Genomic DNA, 18153 nt, shown 5'->3' on the forward strand with positions numbered 1-18153 from the left:
GCCGCCGGCCCTGTGCCGGCGGTGATCTTTCCGAACCCGATTCCACGCCACGCCACGGAGCCAGCCATGAGCCAGAGCATCTTCGAACAGGGCCTGCCCAAGACCCCCGCCAACCATGTGGCGCTCTCGCCGCTGACCTTCATCGAGCGCACCGCCTCGGTCTATCCGGATTACCCGGCGATGGTCTACGGCGAGATCCGCCGCGACTGGGGCACCACCTGGGAGCGCTGCCGGCGGCTCGCCTCGGCGCTTGAGAAGCGCGGTGTCCAGCCCGGCCAGGCGGTGGCAGCGATGTTGCCCAACGTGCCGGCGATGTTCGAGGCCCACTTCGGGGTGCCACTGGCGGGCTGCGTGCTCAACACTCTGAACATTCGTCTGGATGCCGACGCCATCGCCTACATGCTCGAGCACGGCGAGGCCAAGGCGATCCTGGTCGACCCGGAGTTTGCGGATGTCATCGAGGAGGCGGTGGCCAAGCTCGACAACAAGCCGCTGATCATCGACGTGGCGGACGAGCAGTTCATGGCCGACGGCCGCGCCATCGGCGAACTCGAGTACGAGACGCTGCTGGCCGAGGGCGACCCGGCCTATCCCTATCGGCTGCCCGAGGACGAATGGCAGGCAATCTCGCTCAACTACACGTCCGGCACCACCGGCAAGCCCAAGGGCGTGGTCTACCATCACCGCGGCGCCTATCTCAACGCCGTCAGCAACATCCTGGTGTGGGCGATGCCCCACCACCCGGTCTATCTCTGGACCCTGCCGATGTTCCACTGCAACGGCTGGTGCTTCCCCTGGACCATCGCCGCCACCGCCGGCACCAATGTCTGCCTGCGCAAGGTGGAGCCCAAGAAGGTCATGGACCTGATCGCCGACGAGGGCGTCAGCCACTTCAGCGGCGCGCCCATCGTGCTCAACGGCCTGGTCAACCTGCCGGACGAGGAGAAGCGCCAGTTCGATCATCCGGTGAAGGTCACCACCGCTGGGGCCGCGCCGCCGGCCTCGGTGATCGCCGGCGTGGAGACGCTGGGCATCGACGTGACCCACGTCTACGGCCTCACCGAGGTCTATGGCCCGGTGACCTCCTGCGCCTGGCGTGAGGCCTGGGATGAGCTGCCCATGGAGGAGCGGGCCAAGCTCAAGTCCCGCCAGGGCGTGCGCTACCCCATGCTGGAAGCGCTTTGCGTGGCCGACCCCAACACCCTGGAGCCGGCACCCAAGGACGGCGAGACCATCGGCGAGATCCTGATGCGCGGCAACAACATGATGAAGGGCTATCTGAAGAACCCCGCGGCTACCGAGCAGGCCATGGAAGGCGGCTGGTACCATACCGGCGACTTGGCCGTGTGGCACGCGGACGGCTACATCGAAATCAAGGATCGCTCCAAGGACATCATCATCTCCGGGGGCGAGAACATCTCCACCATCGAGGTGGAAGACGCCATCTACTCGCACCCCGCGGTGGAAGAGGCCGCGGTGGTGGCCAAGCCCGACGAGAAGTGGGGGGAGACTCCCTGTGCTTTCGTCAAGCTCAAGGTGGGCTTTGGCGAGGTGACCGAGGCCGATATCATCGCCCACTGCCGCGAACGCCTGGCGGGTTTCAAGGCGCCGAAGACGGTGATCTTCACCGATCTGCCCAAGACCTCCACCGGCAAGATCCAGAAATTCGTGCTGCGCGAAGAAGCGCGCAACCAGTAATTGTCATAGCACCAAGACCCACCATCACGAGGAGAGAGTGCAATGAGCCAACAACCGATCGGCGTAGTAGGCGCGGGCACCATGGGGCAGGGCATCGCCCAGGTGCTGGTGCAGAGCGGCTTCGATGTCCAGCTCTATGACGTCGCCGACGAGCAGCTCGAGCGGGCCCGCGGCAGCATCGACAAGGGGCTTGGCAAGCTGGTGGCCAAGGAGAAGCTCTCCGATGCCGACAAGGACGCCGCTATGGCGCGTCTGTCCACCTCCACCGCCCTGGATGCCCTGCGCGACTGCGAAGTGATTATCGAGGCCGCCCCGGAGCAGCCGGCGCTCAAGGAGAAGCTGTTCCGCGACCTGAGCCGGCTGAGCCACGATGCGATCCTCGCTTCCAACACTTCGTCGCTGTCGCTGACCCGGCTCGCCGCGGTGTGCGAGAAGCCCGAGCGGGTCGTGGGCATGCACTTCTTCAATCCGGTGCCGGTGCTCAAGCTGGTCGAGGTGATCCGCGCCGAGCAGACCTCTGATGCCACCGTGGCACGCATCGAGACGTTGACCCGGGCGCTGGGCAAGACTGCCGTGGCCATCGCCGACTCCCCGGGGTTCGCGGTCAACCGCCTGCTGGTCCCGATGATCAACGAGGCGGCCTTCCTGCTGCAGGAGGGCGTGGCCAGCGCCGAGGACATCGACGAGTCGATGAAGCTGGGCGCCGCCCACCCCCTGGGGCCGCTGGCCCTGGCCGACCTGATCGGCCTGGACGTCTGTCTCTCCATCATGGAGGTGCTGCAGGAAGGCTTCGGCGACCCGAAATACCGTCCCTGCCCGCTGCTCCGGCGCATGGTGGCCGCCGGCTATTTGGGGCGCAAGAGCGGCCGCGGTTTCCACGTCTACGAGTAGCACGAGCACGTCGACAGCGCCGAGCTGAAATGGCGAGCTGAAGTGGCGAGCTGAAGTGGCAATGTGATGCCGTGATACAAGCCGGGTGGCGAAGTGCCACCCGGCTTGTATTTGCCTTTTTATAGACGATTGGTCTATATTGTGCGGCATGAATCAACCTGCCGCCAAGCCACGCCGTGGCCGCCCTCCAAAATCGTCGCGTGCCGATCAGGACACGCGCGCCGAGCTGATTCGCAGCGGCACCGAGGTTCTGACCGAGCAGGGGTTCGCGGCATCGGGTATCGACAGCATTCTCAAGCGTGTCGGTGTCCCCAAGGGTTCCTTCTACTACTATTTTTCCAGCAAGGAAGTCTTTGGTCGGGCCATCATGGAGCACTACGGGGCCTATTTCGCCAACAAGCTGGACCGTCATTTGTTGAATGCGCGGCTTTCACCGCTGCATCGGATTGACGCTTTCGTTGCCGATGCCAAGGAAGGGATGGCGCGTCATGACTTCCGCCGCGGGTGCCTGGTGGGCAATCTGGGCCAGGAGGTCGGCGGCCTGCCGGAAGGGTATCGGCAGTGGCTGATAGACACCCTGGATGATTGGCAGCAGCGCCTGACGCGCTGCCTGGAAGAGGCGCAAGCGGCGGGTGAGCTTTCTCGGGATGCCGAATGTAGCCGGCTCGCCGAAGCCTTCTGGATCGGTTGGGAAGGGGCCGTCATGCGTGCCAGGCTGGAGCGCAGCGTCCATCCCATGGAAGTCTTTATCCGTTGCTACCTGGACGGGCTGCCTCGGTGAACTCTTTTGCACGCCATTAATTAGACGATCGGTCTATAAAAAAGAACCGTTCAATATTGAGGAGAAACGCGATGTTCAAGGCAATCTTGATCGAGAAGCAGGATGACGCTCAGCGGGTCGCAATCCAGACTTTGGAGGATGCGCAGCTTCCGGAAGGTGACGTCACCGTGAAGGTCGACTGCAGCACCCTCAACTACAAGGATGCCCTGGCCATTACCGGCAAGGGCCCAGTGGTCAGGAAGTTTCCCATGGTGCCGGGGATCGACCTGGCAGGGACGGTCGAAACCTCGACGTCTGATGAATTCAAACCGGGCGACAGCGTCCTGCTGAATGGCTGGGGTGTGGGTGAAGGGCACTGGGGCGGCCTGGCCGAAAAGGCGCGGCTGGAGAGTCGCTGGCTGATCCCGCTCCCCACTGCCTTCTCCGCTCGCCAGGCCATGGCCATCGGCACCGCAGGCTATACGGCGATGCTCGCCGTCATGGCGCTGGAGAACAACGGTGTTCTACCCGAGCACGGCGATGTACTGGTGACCGGCGCCAACGGTGGCGTGGGAAGCTACGCCATTGCCCTGCTGTCGCGCCTGGGGTATCGCGTCATCGCCGCCACGGGTCGCCCCGAGGAGGAGGCCTACCTGCGAGAGCTGGGCGCCCAGGAAATCATCGACCGCGGTGAGCTGTCGGAGCCCGGCCGCCCCCTGGCCAAGGAGCGCTGGGTCGGCGCCATTGATTCGGTAGGCAGCCACACGCTGGCCAACGTTCTGGCAGCAACACGCTACGGCGGCACCGTGGCGGCTTGTGGTCTGGCCCAAGGCATGGACCTGCCCTCCAGTGTCGCGCCCTTCATTCTGCGCGGCGTGACGCTGGCGGGTATCGACAGCGTCATGAAGCCGCGGCCGGAACGGCTCGAGGCGTGGCGTCGCTTGGGTGAGTTGCTCGACCTAGAGCAGCTGGATGCCATCACGCAGACCATCGGCCTCGAGGATGCCATCGCCAAGGCAGAAGAGCTTCTTGCCGGTCGCGTGCGCGGAAGAGTCGTCGTCAGCATGGTGTGAGTCTGGCCTGAGACTGGCCCGACGAAGAGGGGATTGCCGCCCAACCAAGCGTTCGCTAGGGTTAAGCTGTGTTCCCCTTTCAACAACGGTTATTTCCTACAACAAGCCAAGGAGCCCCACCATGAGCGACACCCCGATCGAGGTGGTCGACAACGCCGGTATCGTGCGCCTGACCATCAGCCGCCCCAAGGCGCTGAATGCCCTGAACAGCGATGTGCTGAGTGAGCTCGAGCGCGTGCTGGCCGAGCTCGAGACCCGTAACGACCTGCGCGCCGTGCTGATCACCGGCGCCGGCGAGAAGTCCTTTGTCGCCGGCGCCGACATCGCCGAGATGCGCGGCAAGACCCCGGAGGAGGCGCGCGCCTTCGCTCGCCAGGCGCTGGCGACCTTCAAGCGCTTGGAGACCCTGCCAGTGCCCACCGTGGCGTTGGTCAACGGCTTCTGCCTTGGCGGTGGCTGCGAGCTGGCGCTGGCCTGCGACTGGGCCGTGGCCAGCGACAACGCCATCTTCGGCCAGCCCGAGGTGCTGCTGGGCGTGATTCCCGGCTTCGGCGGCACCCAGCGCCTGCCGCGTCGGGTCGGCCCGGCCATGGCGCTGGACCTGTGCACCACCGGCCGTAAGATCGACGCCAACGAGGCCCTGCGCATCGGCCTGGTCAACCGCGTGATGCCCCAGGCCGAGCTCGAGGCCTATGCCGAGGAGCTTACCAAGCAGCTAGGCGGCAACGGACCCCAGTCGGTCCGCGCCACCAAGCAGGCGATCCACGACGGCATGGAGCAGGACCTTGACAGCGCCCTGGCACTCGAGACCGCGCTGTTCTCCTTCTGCTTCGCCGGCGACGAGCAGACCGAGGGCATGAGCGCCTTCGTCGAGAAGCGCAAGCCGAACTTCTGATCACGTATCGACCCGCCTGACACAGCACGGCCGTGGCACTGATGCCACGGCCGTGCTGGTTTCTGCGCTATGGAGCGGGAGCAGGCCCGGTGATCAGGCCGCGTCTGTCTTCTTCAGCGACTGCATGTCGATGACGAAGCGATAGCGCACGTCTCCCTTTTGCATGCGCTCAAAGGCGGTGTTGATGTCCTGGATGTCGATCATCTCCACGTCGCAGGTGATGCCCTGTTCGGCACAGAGGTCGAGCAGTTCCTGGGTCTCGGGGACGCCGCCGATCAACGAGCCGGCCAGCACACGGCGCTTGAACACCAGGTTGAAGCCTTCGATGGCGGGCTCGATGGGGTCGAGCAGCCCGACCAGGATGTGGGTGCCGTCGTACTTTAGCGCGGCCAGGTAGGGGTTGAGGTCGTGCTGCACCGGCACGGTGTCCAGCATGAAGTCGAAGGTCTCGGCGACCGCCGCCATCTGTTCCGGGTCGCCGGAGATGACGACATGGTCGGCGCCGTGGTGCCTGGCTTCCTCGACCTTGGCCTCGGTGCGGGTGAACACCGTGACCTCGGCACCCAGTGCCTTGGCGAGCTTGACGCCCATATGGCCGAGCCCGCCCATGCCGATTACCCCGACCTTGTGGCCGGCCTTCACGCCGTAGTGCCTGAGAGGCGAGTAGGTGGTGATGCCGGCGCACAGGATGGGCGCGGCGGAGGCGAGGTCGATGCCCTCGGGCATGCGCAGCACGAAGTGTTCGCTGACCACGATGCTGTCCGAGTAGCCGCCCTGGGTGAGGCTGCCGTCGTGGCGGTCGTCGCTACCGTAGGTCATGGTGAAGCCTTCGAGGCAGAACTGCTCGACGCCGTCACGGCAGGGCTGGCAGTGGCGGCAGGAGTCGACCATGCAGCCCACCCCCACGAGATCGCCGACCTGGAACTTGCCCACCTCGTCACCCACGGCGGTGACGCGACCGACGATCTCGTGGCCGGGCACCACGGGGTAGCGGGACATGCCCCAGTCGTCGCGGGCGAAGTGCAGATCGCTGTGGCAGACGCCGCAGTAGAGGATCTCGATGGCGACGTCGTCCGGACGCGGCTGGCGGCGTTCGAAGGTGAAAGCGGCCAGGGGCTGGTCGGCGGCGTGGGCGGCAAAGGCGCGGGTCTGGCTCATGGGAAGCTCTCTTTTTCGGTGCGTGCTTTTCGGTGCGTGCGTTTCTGTGCGTGAGCCGTTCGCTGCGGGTCGTCAGAACCCTCACTTGGCGAATAGCTGGCTCATGTCCTTGAAGGCCTTGAACTCCAGGGCGTTGCCGCATGGGTCGAGCAGGAACATGGTGGCCTGTTCGCCTACCTGGCCCTTGAAGCGCACGTAGGGCTCGATCACGAACTCGGTGCCGCGGGCCTTCAGGCGTTCGGCCAGCGTCTCCCATTCGTCCCAGCCCAGCACCACCCCGAAGTGGGGCACCGGCACATCGTGGCCGTCCACTGCGTTGGTGTTGGCCTGCTCCTGATAGGGCATCTTCGGGTGCTCGTGGATCACCAGCTGATGGCCGAAGAAGTTGAAGTCCACCCACTGCTCGCTGGAACGGCCCTCTGCCAGGCCGAACACCTTGTTATAAAAGGTGCGGGCCGCGGCCAGGTCGTGAACGGGAATCGCCAGGTGGAAGGGGGAAAGGCTCATGGGGAATCTCCTGTGACACGGTGAGTTGTTGTCGAATCGCTGCAATCGAATCGGCGTTATCGAGTGTCATGGTCATTGGACGCGATGGTGACCTTGACAGTGTTGTCGGCCGCGGGTTCCCGTCGGGGCCGTCGCAGCCGCAGCAGGCCGGTGGCAACGGCGGTGCCGGCCAGGGTGATTGCCATGCCGGCCAGTATCTGAAGGCTCAGGCGTTCGCCGAGCAGCAGGTAGCCCCACAGCAGGGCGCTGACCGGCACCAGGAAGGTCACCGTGGAGGTGGCGGTGGCACCGGCGCTGGCGATCAGCCCGAAGTAGAGCAGGAAGGCCAGGGTGGTGCTGAGCACCGCCAGCGCCAGGCCGTTAGCCCAGGCCAGGCCGCTGATCGGCGCCTCGGGCCACAGCAGCAGCCCCGGCACCAGCAGCACCAGCGCCGACATGGCCGAACTGCCCGCCGCCAGCACGCGCACCGGCAGGTGCGCGAGATGCCTTCGGGTGTAGTTGCTGGAGACCCCATAGAAAAAAGTGGCGCCCAGCACGGCGAGGATGAACCAGCCGTCGCCCCCCAGGGCGAAGTCCAGCCGATCTGCCGACAGCACATAGACGCCGAAGAACGCCAGGGCCAGGCCCAGGTACTGCTGCCGCATGACCGGCGTGGCGAAGAACAGCGCCCCGAGCAGGGCGGTGAAGATCGGCGTGGTGGCATTGATCAGCGAGGTGAAGCCGGCCTCCAGCCGGGTGGTGGCAAGCGCCAGCAGAGAAAAGGGGACCACGTGGTTGATCACCCCCAGAACGAAGAGGCTGCCCTTGTTGGCCCAGACCAGCTTCAGGTAGCGCAGGGTGAATAGCAGCGGGACCAGCATCAGGGCGCCGACGCCCATGCGCACGAGGATCAGCGGCACCGGGCCGAATTCGGGCACCGCGACGCGCATAAAAATGAACGACAGGCCCCACATCGAAGAGAGCAGCATCAGGCGCAGGGTATCGGCGAGTGACATTCCGGTTCCTTGGATGGGGAGATCGTTCGCGGGGAAACGATCAGGTTACGGCGGCCGCGGGACGATGGGAAGCGTAACAACGTGGCGTCCATTTTCGCGGCATTGCAGCATTAAGAGGACGTGTATCAAAGGCAGCTATGGCGAACGCCTGCTATAGCTGTAGAACACCCTTTGTCCACGCACCAGGAGCCAGCCATGGCCACCATGATGAAAGCCGCCATCTTCATCGAGCCCGGTCGCATCGAGATTGATGACCGCCCGATCCCCGATATCGGCCCCAACGATGCCCTGATCCGGGTGACCACCACCACCATCTGCGGTACCGACGTGCATATCCTCAAGGGCGAGTACCCGGTGGAGAAGGGCCTGATCGTGGGCCACGAGCCGGTGGGGGTGATCGAGAAACTCGGCGCCAACGTGAAGGGCTATCAGGAGGGCCAGCGGGTTATCGCCGGCGCCATCTGCCCGAGCTTCACCTCCTACGCCTGCCAGGACGGCTGCAGTTCCCAGGACGGCGGCCACCACGCTCATGGCTACAAGCCCATGGGCGGTTGGCGCTTCGGCAACACCATCGACGGCGCCCAGGCCGAATACCTGTGCGTGCCTGACGCCCAGGCCAACCTCTCGCCGGTGCCTGACGGGCTCACCGACGACCAGGTGCTGATGTGCCCGGACATCATGTCCACCGGCTTCGCCGGCGCCGAATCGGCCAACATCAAAATCGGCGACAGCGTGACGGTGTTTGCCCAGGGACCCATCGGCCTTTGCGCCACCGCCGGTGCCCGGCTGCGGGGCGCGGGGCTGATCATCGCCGTGGACGGCGTCAACGAGCGTCTCGAGATGGCAAAGAAGATGGGCGCCGATGTGACTCTCAACTTCCGCGAGGTAGACGTGGTCGCCGAGATCCTCAAGATCACCGGCGGGCGCGGCGTGGATGCTTCCATCGAGGCGCTGGGACTGCAGCAGACCTTCGAGCAGGCGCTGCGGGTGCTCAAGCCCGGCGGTACCCTGTCGAGCCTGGGGGTTTACTCCGAGAACCTCACCATCCCCCTGGACGCTTTCTGTGCGGGGCTTGGTGACCACCGCATCGTGACTTCGCTGTGCCCCGGCGGCAAGGAGCGCATGCGACGGCTAATGCAGATCATCGACAGCGGCCGTCTGGATCTAGGCCCGATGGTCACCCACCGCTATCCGCTGGAGAAGATCGTCGACGCTTACGATCTTTTCTCCCACCAGCGCGACGGCGTGCTCAAGATTGCCCTCGAAGTGTCGTGAGGCTGCGGCAATGCCACCATGGCCGGTCGGCAAGTCCGCCCGGCTTTTCTTCTGATCGCGTAAGGGTTTTGCTGTAACCGAATCAATGTCGTTGTTTTCGATTGGCCTGCTGTATTTTTGGTTATTGGAGGCGGCGGTCGTTGGCCTTGCTCGCAATGTCAGCGGCCATAGGGGTCAGCTTCGGTGGGCCATCGGCATACTTCGCCGTAATGAGAACCGCATGATACATGATGGAAGTGGTCCGGCAGCGGCTTCGATGGTCGGATGTGAGAAAACGTTGACCTCAACTAACGAACGGAAAATCATAGTATGAGCGAACGACGAAATATGCAGATTGGCGACTGGTTCATGGCCGCGCTGAATGTTTTGTTAGGGGCAGTTGTTGGGTCAATCGTCGACTACGTAGTGCAAATCTTTACGACTGCACTTTGGCCGTTCGCAGTGCTCATCCCGCTCATGTTAGCCGGGATGTGGATGTTCGACAGGATGTCTGACTGGATTTTCTCAATCGGAGTCCGGCCCGAAAACAAGCCGGCAGAGAATGCGCGCGCCGCTATCCCTGCTACTGAGTTTGCCGGCGGGTGTCGTCCTTGGTGTTGTTGTATCGAGGCTCGGCCTGGCGGATACGCTTAGTAAAATGATCTTTTAAGCTTCCAGTCATCGGCTGCCGGCCTTTTTCTTGGGCCTTCTACGCGAGATCTGGAGACTTTTCGGATGATGTTGAGCAAACGAAATGAATCCAGGGCCAAGAAGCGCTTCCTAGATGATGCACGATTTGCCCTTAGTGACCGTCTCATCGCCAGGGGGTAACTTTTGTATGGACTTGTCCTCAGGCGCTTGCTGCTTCAAGCCTTCTCCCAATGCACGCGGTTACGCCCAGCTTCCTTGGCGGCATAGAGCCCCTGATCGGCGCGTTTGATCGCCGGTTTCAGCGAGTCCTCCCCGGCACTGACTAACGTCACACCGAGGGATGCTGAATAGGCCAACATTCCATCCGCTGTCACAGCGTGCCCGACCTTGGTCGGTGTGGTGGCTACTGCCTCACGCAGGCGTTCCGCTACTTGAATGGCCTGCTCACGAGTCGTGTCGGGCAGGAGCACCGCAAACTCCTCACCTCCCATGCGGCACAGCACGTCACCGTCGCGCAGCAGCTCGCGGGCCGTGTTGGCGAAAGCCTGCAGCACCAAGTCGCCGACGTCATGGCCGTAGTTGTCGTTGATGCGTTTGAAGTGATCGAGGTCGATGGCAATCAGGGTCAGCGGTGCTCCGCTGCGCTGGTTTCGGGCGATCTCCATGGCTGCCTGGCCCTCAAGGTAGCGGCGGTTGCCTAAGCCGGTGAGCGGATCGGTCAGCGCCAACTTGACCAGCTGCTCCTCCAACTGCTTTCGCTCTCTTAGGTCGAAAACCATGGCACGCGAGTACTGGAAGCCCTCCTCGGTGACCTGGGCGGTGGCTTGAATGGCTACCGGCAAGCGTGTGCCATCCCGACACAGCAACTCGCACTCGGCGGACCCCTCCTGTCCTTGATTCAGCACCTGATGGAAAGCTCCATCGAAGGCCTCGCGGGTCTCTGGGGTGACAAAATCACGGTAGTGACGCATGCCGATCACCTCGGCGGCGCGATAGCCCAGCCAGTCGAGCTCGGTGCGATTAATCTTGACTACCCGGCCATTACTGTCGAGCGAGTGGTAGCCACAGGGTGCGTGCTCGTAGAGATCTTGCACCTCACCGGCGTACTGGCGGGCTTCACGGGAGAACTGCAATGCACGCTGTCGCAGCCCGCGAAGGCGATGGTTACTCAGCACCCAGAACACGCCAAAAGCCACCGACAGCAGATAAACCAGGGCGATGGCTACCAGCTGTACGGGGTTTTCCTTCAGTATCCCCACCAGACGAGGCCGAGGTATCAAGATGCCCAGACGCCAGGGCTGGGTCTCAGGCTGGCTGAGAATCATCCCGGCTTGGCTACGGTAGTGCTGGGTGCGGATGTCATGACTTCGGAACCCGAGCAAATTCTCCTCCAATGTGACCATGCCCTGGTTGCGTGTCGACATGACCTCCCAAGCAGTTGGCCACTGATTCATCAGTGGTTGCCCGAAGCGGTCTCCCTGACCGTCACTGCCGGGCAGTATCCATCCGCCTTGTGAATCTACCAGCAGGGCCTCGCCACGGCCATTCTCCTGTGCATACGGCAGGTTCGCGGTGATGCGTGACCAGTCGAGGGTGAACAGCAGTACGCCGATGCGCTGCCCTCGTTCATCGAAGATCGGCGTGGAGATGTCGATAACGGCCGTCACGAGCTCCTCGTCCTCTCCGGAGGCCCCCAAGCGTGGTGGTGAGACGAAGAGATCGCGTGGCTGCAACGTCATGGCCTCCTGGAAGGCGGGCGTCTTACCGTGATCGACGACCGGTGGACGAGACAGCAATGGCACCGCGGTCGACGCAACAAGCTCATGGCCATTGACATCGATCACCGCGAGTCGCGTATAGCGGTCGTAGTGGGTCAGCAGCGTGTCGAACAGCGACTCCACCTGTTCCCGGTTGCGCTGTGACGCAATGTCCTGAGCCGGTGACAGGGTGGCCTGCTGCCCCGTCAGAAAGCGGCTCAACAGCGGAAATTCCGCAGTGGACAGCACCTGGTTGAGACTTTCGTTCATGCCCTGGAGCAGCATCTCGTATTCAGAGGCGAGCAGCGCCTCGACCGACCGGCGCGCGCTGTCGACCCGCTCCTCGAGATGAGAGGCGAAGATCGGAGAGAGCGTCATGGTGACCAATGTCACGGGGAGGAGGGTCGCCACCGTCAGGCGGGCCCAGAGTGCTTTGAGGCTCAATGGCGGACTCTCGAGCAAGGCGAGAAACAGGCAAGACCCGGCAGATGACACAGGGTGTTAGTGGCAGAATAACGATGGAGTTGAAGGTCTCCACGCTGGCCGCGGGCAGTATCAGGCAAAAGTGGGGCAGCGTCACCCCTGGCACCGAATGTTCCCGGCACAAAGATCACGCCTTGCCCGTCAGGACAGGCTCATCCACTATCAACCCCCTTGCTGGGCGACAAAGAGCGTCGCTTCCCCCTTGATTCATGGAGGCTTTAGTGTGCTCAACGAACTGGCGCTGATGGAGGCGCAGCAGGACGTTCACGAACGAATCGCGCAGCAGGTTCCGCTTGAGGAGACATTGGACGCTATTGCCCGATGGATCGAGGTGCTGCTGCCGGACGCCGTCGTTGCCTTTATGCGTTTCGATTCCAAACGTCAGACGCTGAGTCTCACCCCCAGCCGGCGCTTCTCCCCGGCCTACCAGGAATGTCTCCAGGCAGTCCCTATCGGCCCCAATGTGGCCTCCTTCGGCTGCGCGGCTTTCTGTCGCGAACCGGTGTTCACCGAAGACATCCACACCGACCCGCGCTGGTCGGCGTTCCACGATGCGGCCAAACGCGAGGGACTGCGGGCATGTTGGTCAAGTCCCGTGATGACGGCCGAGGGCGAACTGCTGGGCACCTTCGGCACCTATTTCCATGAGCCACGCCAGCCTACCGAGACGAGTCGCCGTCGCCTGAAGCAGGCGGCGGCGCTCGTATCGCTTGCCATCGTGCGTGATCGTGATGCCTCCAGCCATCGAGCGCTGTTCGAGTGGCACCGGTCACTGTTCGCAAACCACCCTGACGGGGTCTACGAGTTCGACCTCGAAGGTCGCTTTCAGCGTGGCAACGCGGCGCTGACACGAATATCAGGCTATCCAGAAGAGGCTTTCATCGGCCGCCACTTCAACGAATTCGTGGACCCCACCTACCGTGATTTCACCCAGGCCTGCTTTGATGTCGCTCGACAGGGCGGGTCACGCCAGTACGAGACCATGGGCAAGCACCGCGATGGCCATGCCTATCAGCTAGAGGTCCTGAACTTCCCCGTCTCCGTGGATGGCGAAGTGGTCGGGGTCTATGGCATCTGCCGAGACATCACTGCCCGCAAGGAGGAGGAAGCGTCCCATCGCCTGCTGGAGCGCGGCATCCAGGCCTCGCCCAACGGCGTGGTCATGGCGGATGCCACGCAGCCTGACATGCCGCTGGTGTATGCCAACGAGGCCTTCCATCGTTTGACCGGCTACGCACCGGACGAGGTGCTGGGTCGCAACTGTGGCTTTCTGCAGGGGCCGGAGACCGATTCAGAAGCGGTCACGGCCATTCGCCGGGCTATCACCGAGCGGCAGTCTGCCGATGTGACCCTGCTCAACTACCGCAAGGACGGTACCCCCTTCTGGAACCATCTCTCGCTGAGTCCGGTGTTCGACGACTTGGGCATTTTTACCCACTACATCGGCATCCAACAGGACATCACCCGACAGCGTGAGCAGGAGGCCCAGATTGCCCACCAGGCGACGCATGACCTGCTGACCGGCCTGCCTAACCGCACCGCCTTCGACGAGTGTCTGCAGACGGCCTTTGAGCGGGTTCAGGAGGATCAGGGGTTGGTGGTGGTCATGCACATCGATCTGGACGGTTTCAGGGCGGTCAACGATGGGTTGGGCTACCACATTGGCAACCAGTTGTTAGTGGCAGTGGCCGAACGTCTGCACCAGATGATGGAAGATGGCGATGCCTTGGCACGCCTGACCGGCGATGAGTTCACTTTGCTCCTGCCCCATCTCGATAGCCGCCAAGCAGGCATCAAAATAGCCGAACAGGTGTTGCATACCCTATCAAGGCCTTTTGTTGTCGAGGGCAGGCCGCTGCACGTCAGTGCAAGTGTCGGCATCGCCTGCAACTGCCAGAACGTGGAACAGGCCCATGAGCTAATGCAGCGCGCTGATGTGGCAGTAGCCGACGCCAAGCAAGAAGGCCGTAACACATGGAACTGGTATCAGTGCGACCGGCATCGGGTCACTGAAGAGGCTGTGTTGTTACGACACGATCTACATACGGCGCTGCAACATGAACAGTTCGAACTCTACTACCAGCCCATCGTAGAAGCGGTTAACGGGCGCATCCGTGGACTGGAGGCGCTGATCCGCTGGCACCATCCGGAACGAGGGATGATCTCTCCGGGGGTGTTCATCCCGTTGGCCGAGCAGACGGGACAGATCATTCCGCTGGGCCGCTGGATTCTGCGCCACGCCTGTCAGGACGCGGCGGCCATACTGGCAGAAGGCGAGCGTGTGGTACCGGTGGCCGTCAACATCTCGTCACTACAGTTCCGACGTGATGGTTTCCTGGCGGACGTAAAGTCGGCGCTGGACGATGCTGGTCTGCCCCCCGAGCTGCTGCAACTGGAGGTCACCGAGAGTGTGCTGCTCGACGGGGCCGAGCGGGCCATCGAACTGATCAACCAGCTCAAGGCGATGGGCATACTGGTTGCGCTGGATGACTTCGGCACGGGTTTCTCCAGTCTCAGCTACCTGCGCGACCTGCCGATCCACAAGGTCAAAATCGACCGCGCCTTCATCCATGATATCGCTACCAGTCGCAGCAACGCCGCCATCGTGCAGGGCATCATCACCATGGCCCACCACCTGGACCTGGTGGTGGTCGCCGAGGGCATCGAGGAGCAAGAACAGCAGCAGGATCTGATCCGCCGCAACTGCGACTTCCTGCAGGGCTTCTACTTCGCCAAGCCTATGCCGCGGGATACCGTTATGGCGTTGCCTGACTGGCTACCTGTTCCTATTGCCCTATGAGCTCAAACAGAAATCCGCCCCATCCTATGCGGATACCTCTTGCCTAGGCTTGAATCTCAGGTCATCCCGTAAAGAACACTAAGATTTCTTTACGGTGGAGTGGAGGTGGCCAGTTAGAGTAAGTCGCCATGTCCAGGTCCGAGGGGGCCAAAGACAAGATCCGCTTCTGGCCGATAACTGCTGCGCGCAATATGGTAGTTTTATTTGCGCGCAGTGAACCCCTTCAGTTCCTTTATTCTATTTACTGTTCCTATCCCCTTGAAGGGGATGCTAGGCTCTCACCGCTTTTGTGCTAATGAACCGAGTCAGGGCAAGGTGCCCACGTGTCGTCGACCTTCACTGCCCTTCAGGTACTTTTGCCCATGTTCAACCTGCTTCGCCACCGCCTCGGCTATCTGATCCTGCTGCTGATTGTGCCCGGCATGATCATGAACAGTGCCGGCGAAGCGCGTGCACATGGCCCGGCGAGCACGATCGGCGGCGAGGCGGCTTATCAGGAGACCGGGCGGAACGGTCATGGGCATACCCATGGTCATGACCATGTCCACCAGCATGGCGACGGTCGCCACCTCCACCAGGAGAGTGGCAGCCACTTCCACGAAAAAGCGGATCGGCTCAAAACGAGTATTGCCGTCGAGTCTCGATTCCACGACGCCCCGCGCTTAGCTGAGCGGGGCGGTGTTCCGCTGCGCCGCGCCTACCGCCTGGAGCGACCTCCACGGCCGGTTATCGAAGGATGACCGGGGCCGTCCGCCGGACGGCCGAATCTAACGACAGACCCGTGGAGGTTTCATGTTTCCATCCCGAATAGGGGGTGTGTTCGGCCTGCCTGCTAAGGCTATGGCCCGAAGTCACGCCCTGTTTCTTCTCACACTGCTGGTGATGCTCCTGGGAGCTAGTGGTGACGCCCTTGCCCACGCCGTTGCCGAAGGCGACAAAGGGTATATCCAGGAGATCTATGGCGTTCACCTGATCGCGTTCATCTATCTTGGCGCCAAGCACATGGTAACGGGGTACGACCACATCCTGTTTCTGCTGGGGGTGATCTTCTTCCTCTATCGGATGCAGCACATTGCCATCTACGTCAGCCTCTTCGCCATCGGTCACTCCACGACCATGCTGCTGGGGGTCTACTTCAACATCGGCATCAACAGCTATCTCATCGATGCCATCATCGGGCTCTCTGTCGTCTATAAGGCGCTGGACAACATCGGCGCCTACCAGCGCTGGTTCGGTGTTCAGCCCAATACTAAGGCGGCGACGCTGATCTTTGGCCTGTTTCATGGCTTCGGGTTGTCGAGCAAGATCATCGAGTACGAGATCTCGCCTGACGGGCTGGTCCCCAACCTGCTGGCGTTCAACGTCGGAGTAGAGGTCGGCCAGCTGCTGGCACTGAGTGCCATCCTCATCGTCATGGGGTTCTGGCGACGCACCGCCGGTTTTCTGCGCCACGCCTACACCGCCAATGTCGCCATGATGTGCGCCGGTTTCATGCTGGTCGGTTACCAGCTCACCGGCTATTTCATCGCCTGATTCAGGGAGTTCCCGATGTACAACACTGATCTACCTACCCGTGCCGAGCTTCCCTCTACTAGAAAACTGCTCCGCTCGACCCTGGTGGCCGCCGTCGTGGCCGCCGCCCTGCTGGTCACCGTGGTTCTGCCATCTGAGTACGCTATCGACCCCACCGGCGCAGGCCGCCTGTTGGGGCTGACCCAGATGGGGGAAATCAAGCAACAGTTGGCCGAAGAGGCCGAGCTCGATCGCGAGACGTTACAAGCTGCGGCGGTTGAGGTATCCCAACCCGTTGCGTCCCAGGAAGCTCAGGACTCGATGGATAGTCAGGACCCGATGGATAGTCAGGACCCGATGGATAGTCAGGACCCGATGGATAGTCAGGCGACGGCTGGCACTACCTCCGAGCGGCCGGCGGCCACTTCTAGCGGCGAGGCGCCCAACCAGTCGGCCGAGGAGACGACTACTTGGCGGGATGAGGTGAGCTTCACCCTGACACCAGGCGAGGGTACCGAGTACAAACTGACGATGGAGGAGGGTGCCGTGGCGACGTTCGCCTGGACATCCAATGGGGGTCCTTTGAATTTCGACACCCACGGTGACGGGAATGGCAACTCCATCAGCTACGAGAAAGGTCGTGGCGTGCCAGAAGACAAAGGTGAGCTGGAGGCGGCCTTCACCGGCAACCACGGCTGGTTCTTCCGTAACCGTAACGGTAGTGATGTGACAGTGGTGCTGCGTGTTAGCGGTGACTATGGAGAGTTCAAACGCATGCTGTGACCCTGGGCAAGATCCACGTCGTCCCATCGCCCTAGGCACCCTCGGCGTTGGTGCCCAAGGGTGCCATACTAGGGCTGACGACGTCTCGACGGCCAGCCTCACTTGGCTTCGGCTCCGAGTTCATGCAATTTACGAAACCATGCGTTGCGCTTATGATCGCTCATTACCTCCACGCCGCCGATCAGCGTCTCGCGAACGGGCGAGAGGCCGACGAAGCCCAGGATATTGCGTTCCAGCGATTTGACGCTGTGAGCCCGATAGAGGTGGCGGTAGATCACCGCCGGCATGCCCATGGTCACCACTATCCGTGCCGAACGTCCAGTCAGGCCCTTTCTGCCCAGCGGGTTGCCTTCCACGTACTCGAAAGCGAAGCCGGGTCTTAGCACCTGTTCCAGGAACGCCTTGACCAGAGCCGGCATGTCGCCGAGCCATAGCGGGAAGAACAGCACCAGGTGCTGGCACCAACCAATGGCCTCCTGGGCCTCTTTCAGCGATGCGGGCAGCGGTGTCGTTTTCCACTCCTTTTGGCTGCGCAGCAGGGGGAACTCAAGGGAGGCGAGGTCGATCAGGCGGACCTCATTGCCGTGGGCATAGGCGCCCTCGCAGTAGTGATCGGCCAGGGCGTGACAGAGGTGCGCCTCGCTGGCGTCGGGGTGGCCCTGCAGGATCAGGATTCGCTGGGTCATGGCGACGGGTTCTCCCGGTAAGCAGAGTGGGAAGGGGTGGTGTTCAGTCTAGATGCAGGATAGACGCTCAGGCTCGGTCAAACTCATGTGCGTTCTTGCGGGGCGACGTTATGCGCTTTATTTAGGCTCTTCGTCGTCGGGTGTGGAATTCGCCCCCGTCGTTGAGCCACGATAGAGCCTCCACGATGACAGGAGGCATGGCATGGACGGCACCCAGATTCTGACCCTCGGCCTGGGCCTGGAAGCGCCC

General features: G+C 62.5%; 16 protein-coding genes. 11 read left to right on the forward strand and 5 right to left on the reverse strand.

Going from position 1 to position 18153, the window contains the following annotated elements:
• Positions 1 to 66: 66 nt before the first annotated feature.
• The 5 genes from ACFODV_RS10610 to ACFODV_RS10630 all read left to right on the forward strand — a co-directional run bounded on the left by ACFODV_RS10610 (position 67) and on the right by ACFODV_RS10630 (position 5317).
• Complete coding sequence (locus ACFODV_RS10610) at positions 67 to 1698, forward strand: acyl-CoA synthetase (RefSeq protein WP_379758830.1); 1632 nt, start codon at positions 67 to 69, stop codon at positions 1696 to 1698.
• 42 nt (positions 1699 to 1740) lie between these two features.
• Positions 1741 to 2589, forward strand: coding sequence for a 3-hydroxybutyryl-CoA dehydrogenase (locus tag ACFODV_RS10615; RefSeq protein ID WP_379758833.1), 849 nt, complete (start codon positions 1741 to 1743; stop codon positions 2587 to 2589).
• 148 nt (positions 2590 to 2737) lie between these two features.
• Positions 2738 to 3370, forward strand: a complete 633-nt coding sequence (gene acuR, locus ACFODV_RS10620) for an acrylate utilization transcriptional regulator AcuR (RefSeq protein WP_379758836.1) — start codon at positions 2738 to 2740, stop codon at positions 3368 to 3370.
• Positions 3371 to 3441: 71 nt separating this feature from the next.
• Positions 3442 to 4422, forward strand: coding sequence for an acrylyl-CoA reductase (NADPH) (gene acuI, locus ACFODV_RS10625; protein WP_379758840.1), 981 nt, complete (start codon positions 3442 to 3444; stop codon positions 4420 to 4422).
• Between the two features lie 121 nt (positions 4423 to 4543).
• Complete coding sequence (locus ACFODV_RS10630; RefSeq protein ID WP_379758843.1) at positions 4544 to 5317, forward strand: enoyl-CoA hydratase-related protein; 774 nt, start codon at positions 4544 to 4546, stop codon at positions 5315 to 5317.
• Positions 5318 to 5410: 93 nt separating this feature from the next.
• Here the strand turns inward: ACFODV_RS10630 and ACFODV_RS10635 are convergent, their stop codons facing one another.
• The 3 genes from ACFODV_RS10635 to ACFODV_RS10645 form a co-directional block, all read right to left on the reverse strand.
• On the reverse strand, positions 5411 to 6475 hold the full coding sequence (locus tag ACFODV_RS10635; protein WP_379758846.1) for an NAD(P)-dependent alcohol dehydrogenase: 1065 nt from the start codon (positions 6473 to 6475) through the stop codon (positions 5411 to 5413).
• A gap of 81 nt (positions 6476 to 6556) precedes the next feature.
• Positions 6557 to 6982, reverse strand: coding sequence for a VOC family protein (locus ACFODV_RS10640; protein ID WP_379758849.1), 426 nt, complete (start codon positions 6980 to 6982; stop codon positions 6557 to 6559).
• Between the two features lie 56 nt (positions 6983 to 7038).
• A complete protein-coding gene (locus ACFODV_RS10645; protein WP_379758852.1) occupies positions 7039 to 7977 on the reverse strand; it encodes a DMT family transporter in 939 nt (312 codons plus the stop codon).
• Positions 7978 to 8172: 195 nt separating this feature from the next.
• Here ACFODV_RS10645 and ACFODV_RS10650 point away from each other — a divergent pair, with 195 nt between their 5' ends.
• Both ACFODV_RS10650 and ACFODV_RS10655 read left to right on the forward strand, forming a co-directional pair.
• Entirely contained in the window at positions 8173 to 9252 is a 1080-nt protein-coding gene (locus tag ACFODV_RS10650) for an NAD(P)-dependent alcohol dehydrogenase (RefSeq protein WP_379758855.1), read from the forward strand.
• Between the two features lie 309 nt (positions 9253 to 9561).
• A complete protein-coding gene (locus ACFODV_RS10655) occupies positions 9562 to 9885 on the forward strand; it encodes a hypothetical protein (RefSeq protein WP_379758858.1) in 324 nt (107 codons plus the stop codon).
• A gap of 212 nt (positions 9886 to 10097) precedes the next feature.
• On the opposite strand, the gene ACFODV_RS10660 is transcribed toward ACFODV_RS10655, so the two are convergent.
• Positions 10098 to 12083 (reverse strand): sensor domain-containing diguanylate cyclase, encoded by a 1986-nt coding sequence (locus ACFODV_RS10660; protein ID WP_379758861.1) that lies wholly within the window; start codon positions 12081 to 12083, stop codon positions 10098 to 10100.
• Positions 12084 to 12345: 262 nt separating this feature from the next.
• Here ACFODV_RS10660 and ACFODV_RS10665 point away from each other — a divergent pair, with 262 nt between their 5' ends.
• The 4 genes from ACFODV_RS10665 to ACFODV_RS10680 all read left to right on the forward strand — a co-directional run bounded on the left by ACFODV_RS10665 (position 12346) and on the right by ACFODV_RS10680 (position 17217).
• Positions 12346 to 14922 (forward strand): EAL domain-containing protein, encoded by a 2577-nt coding sequence (locus tag ACFODV_RS10665; protein ID WP_379758864.1) that lies wholly within the window; start codon positions 12346 to 12348, stop codon positions 14920 to 14922.
• Between the two features lie 362 nt (positions 14923 to 15284).
• Positions 15285 to 15662, forward strand: coding sequence for a hypothetical protein (locus tag ACFODV_RS10670; RefSeq protein WP_379758867.1), 378 nt, complete (start codon positions 15285 to 15287; stop codon positions 15660 to 15662).
• A 52-nt stretch (positions 15663 to 15714) separates the two neighbouring features.
• Positions 15715 to 16455: a HupE/UreJ family protein gene (locus ACFODV_RS10675; RefSeq protein WP_379758870.1), complete on the forward strand. Its 741-nt coding sequence runs from the start codon at positions 15715 to 15717 to the stop codon at positions 16453 to 16455.
• 15 nt (positions 16456 to 16470) lie between these two features.
• Complete coding sequence (locus tag ACFODV_RS10680) at positions 16471 to 17217, forward strand: hypothetical protein (RefSeq protein ID WP_379758873.1); 747 nt, start codon at positions 16471 to 16473, stop codon at positions 17215 to 17217.
• Positions 17218 to 17315: 98 nt separating this feature from the next.
• Here ACFODV_RS10680 and ACFODV_RS10685 read toward each other — a convergent pair whose 3' ends face one another.
• A complete protein-coding gene (locus ACFODV_RS10685; protein ID WP_379758875.1) occupies positions 17316 to 17903 on the reverse strand; it encodes an NAD(P)H-dependent oxidoreductase in 588 nt (195 codons plus the stop codon).
• Positions 17904 to 18153: the final 250 nt, after the last annotated feature.

The sequence above is a fragment of the Halomonas tibetensis genome (assembly GCF_042643535.1).
GTDB lineage: Bacteria > Pseudomonadota > Gammaproteobacteria > Pseudomonadales > Halomonadaceae > Halomonas > Halomonas tibetensis.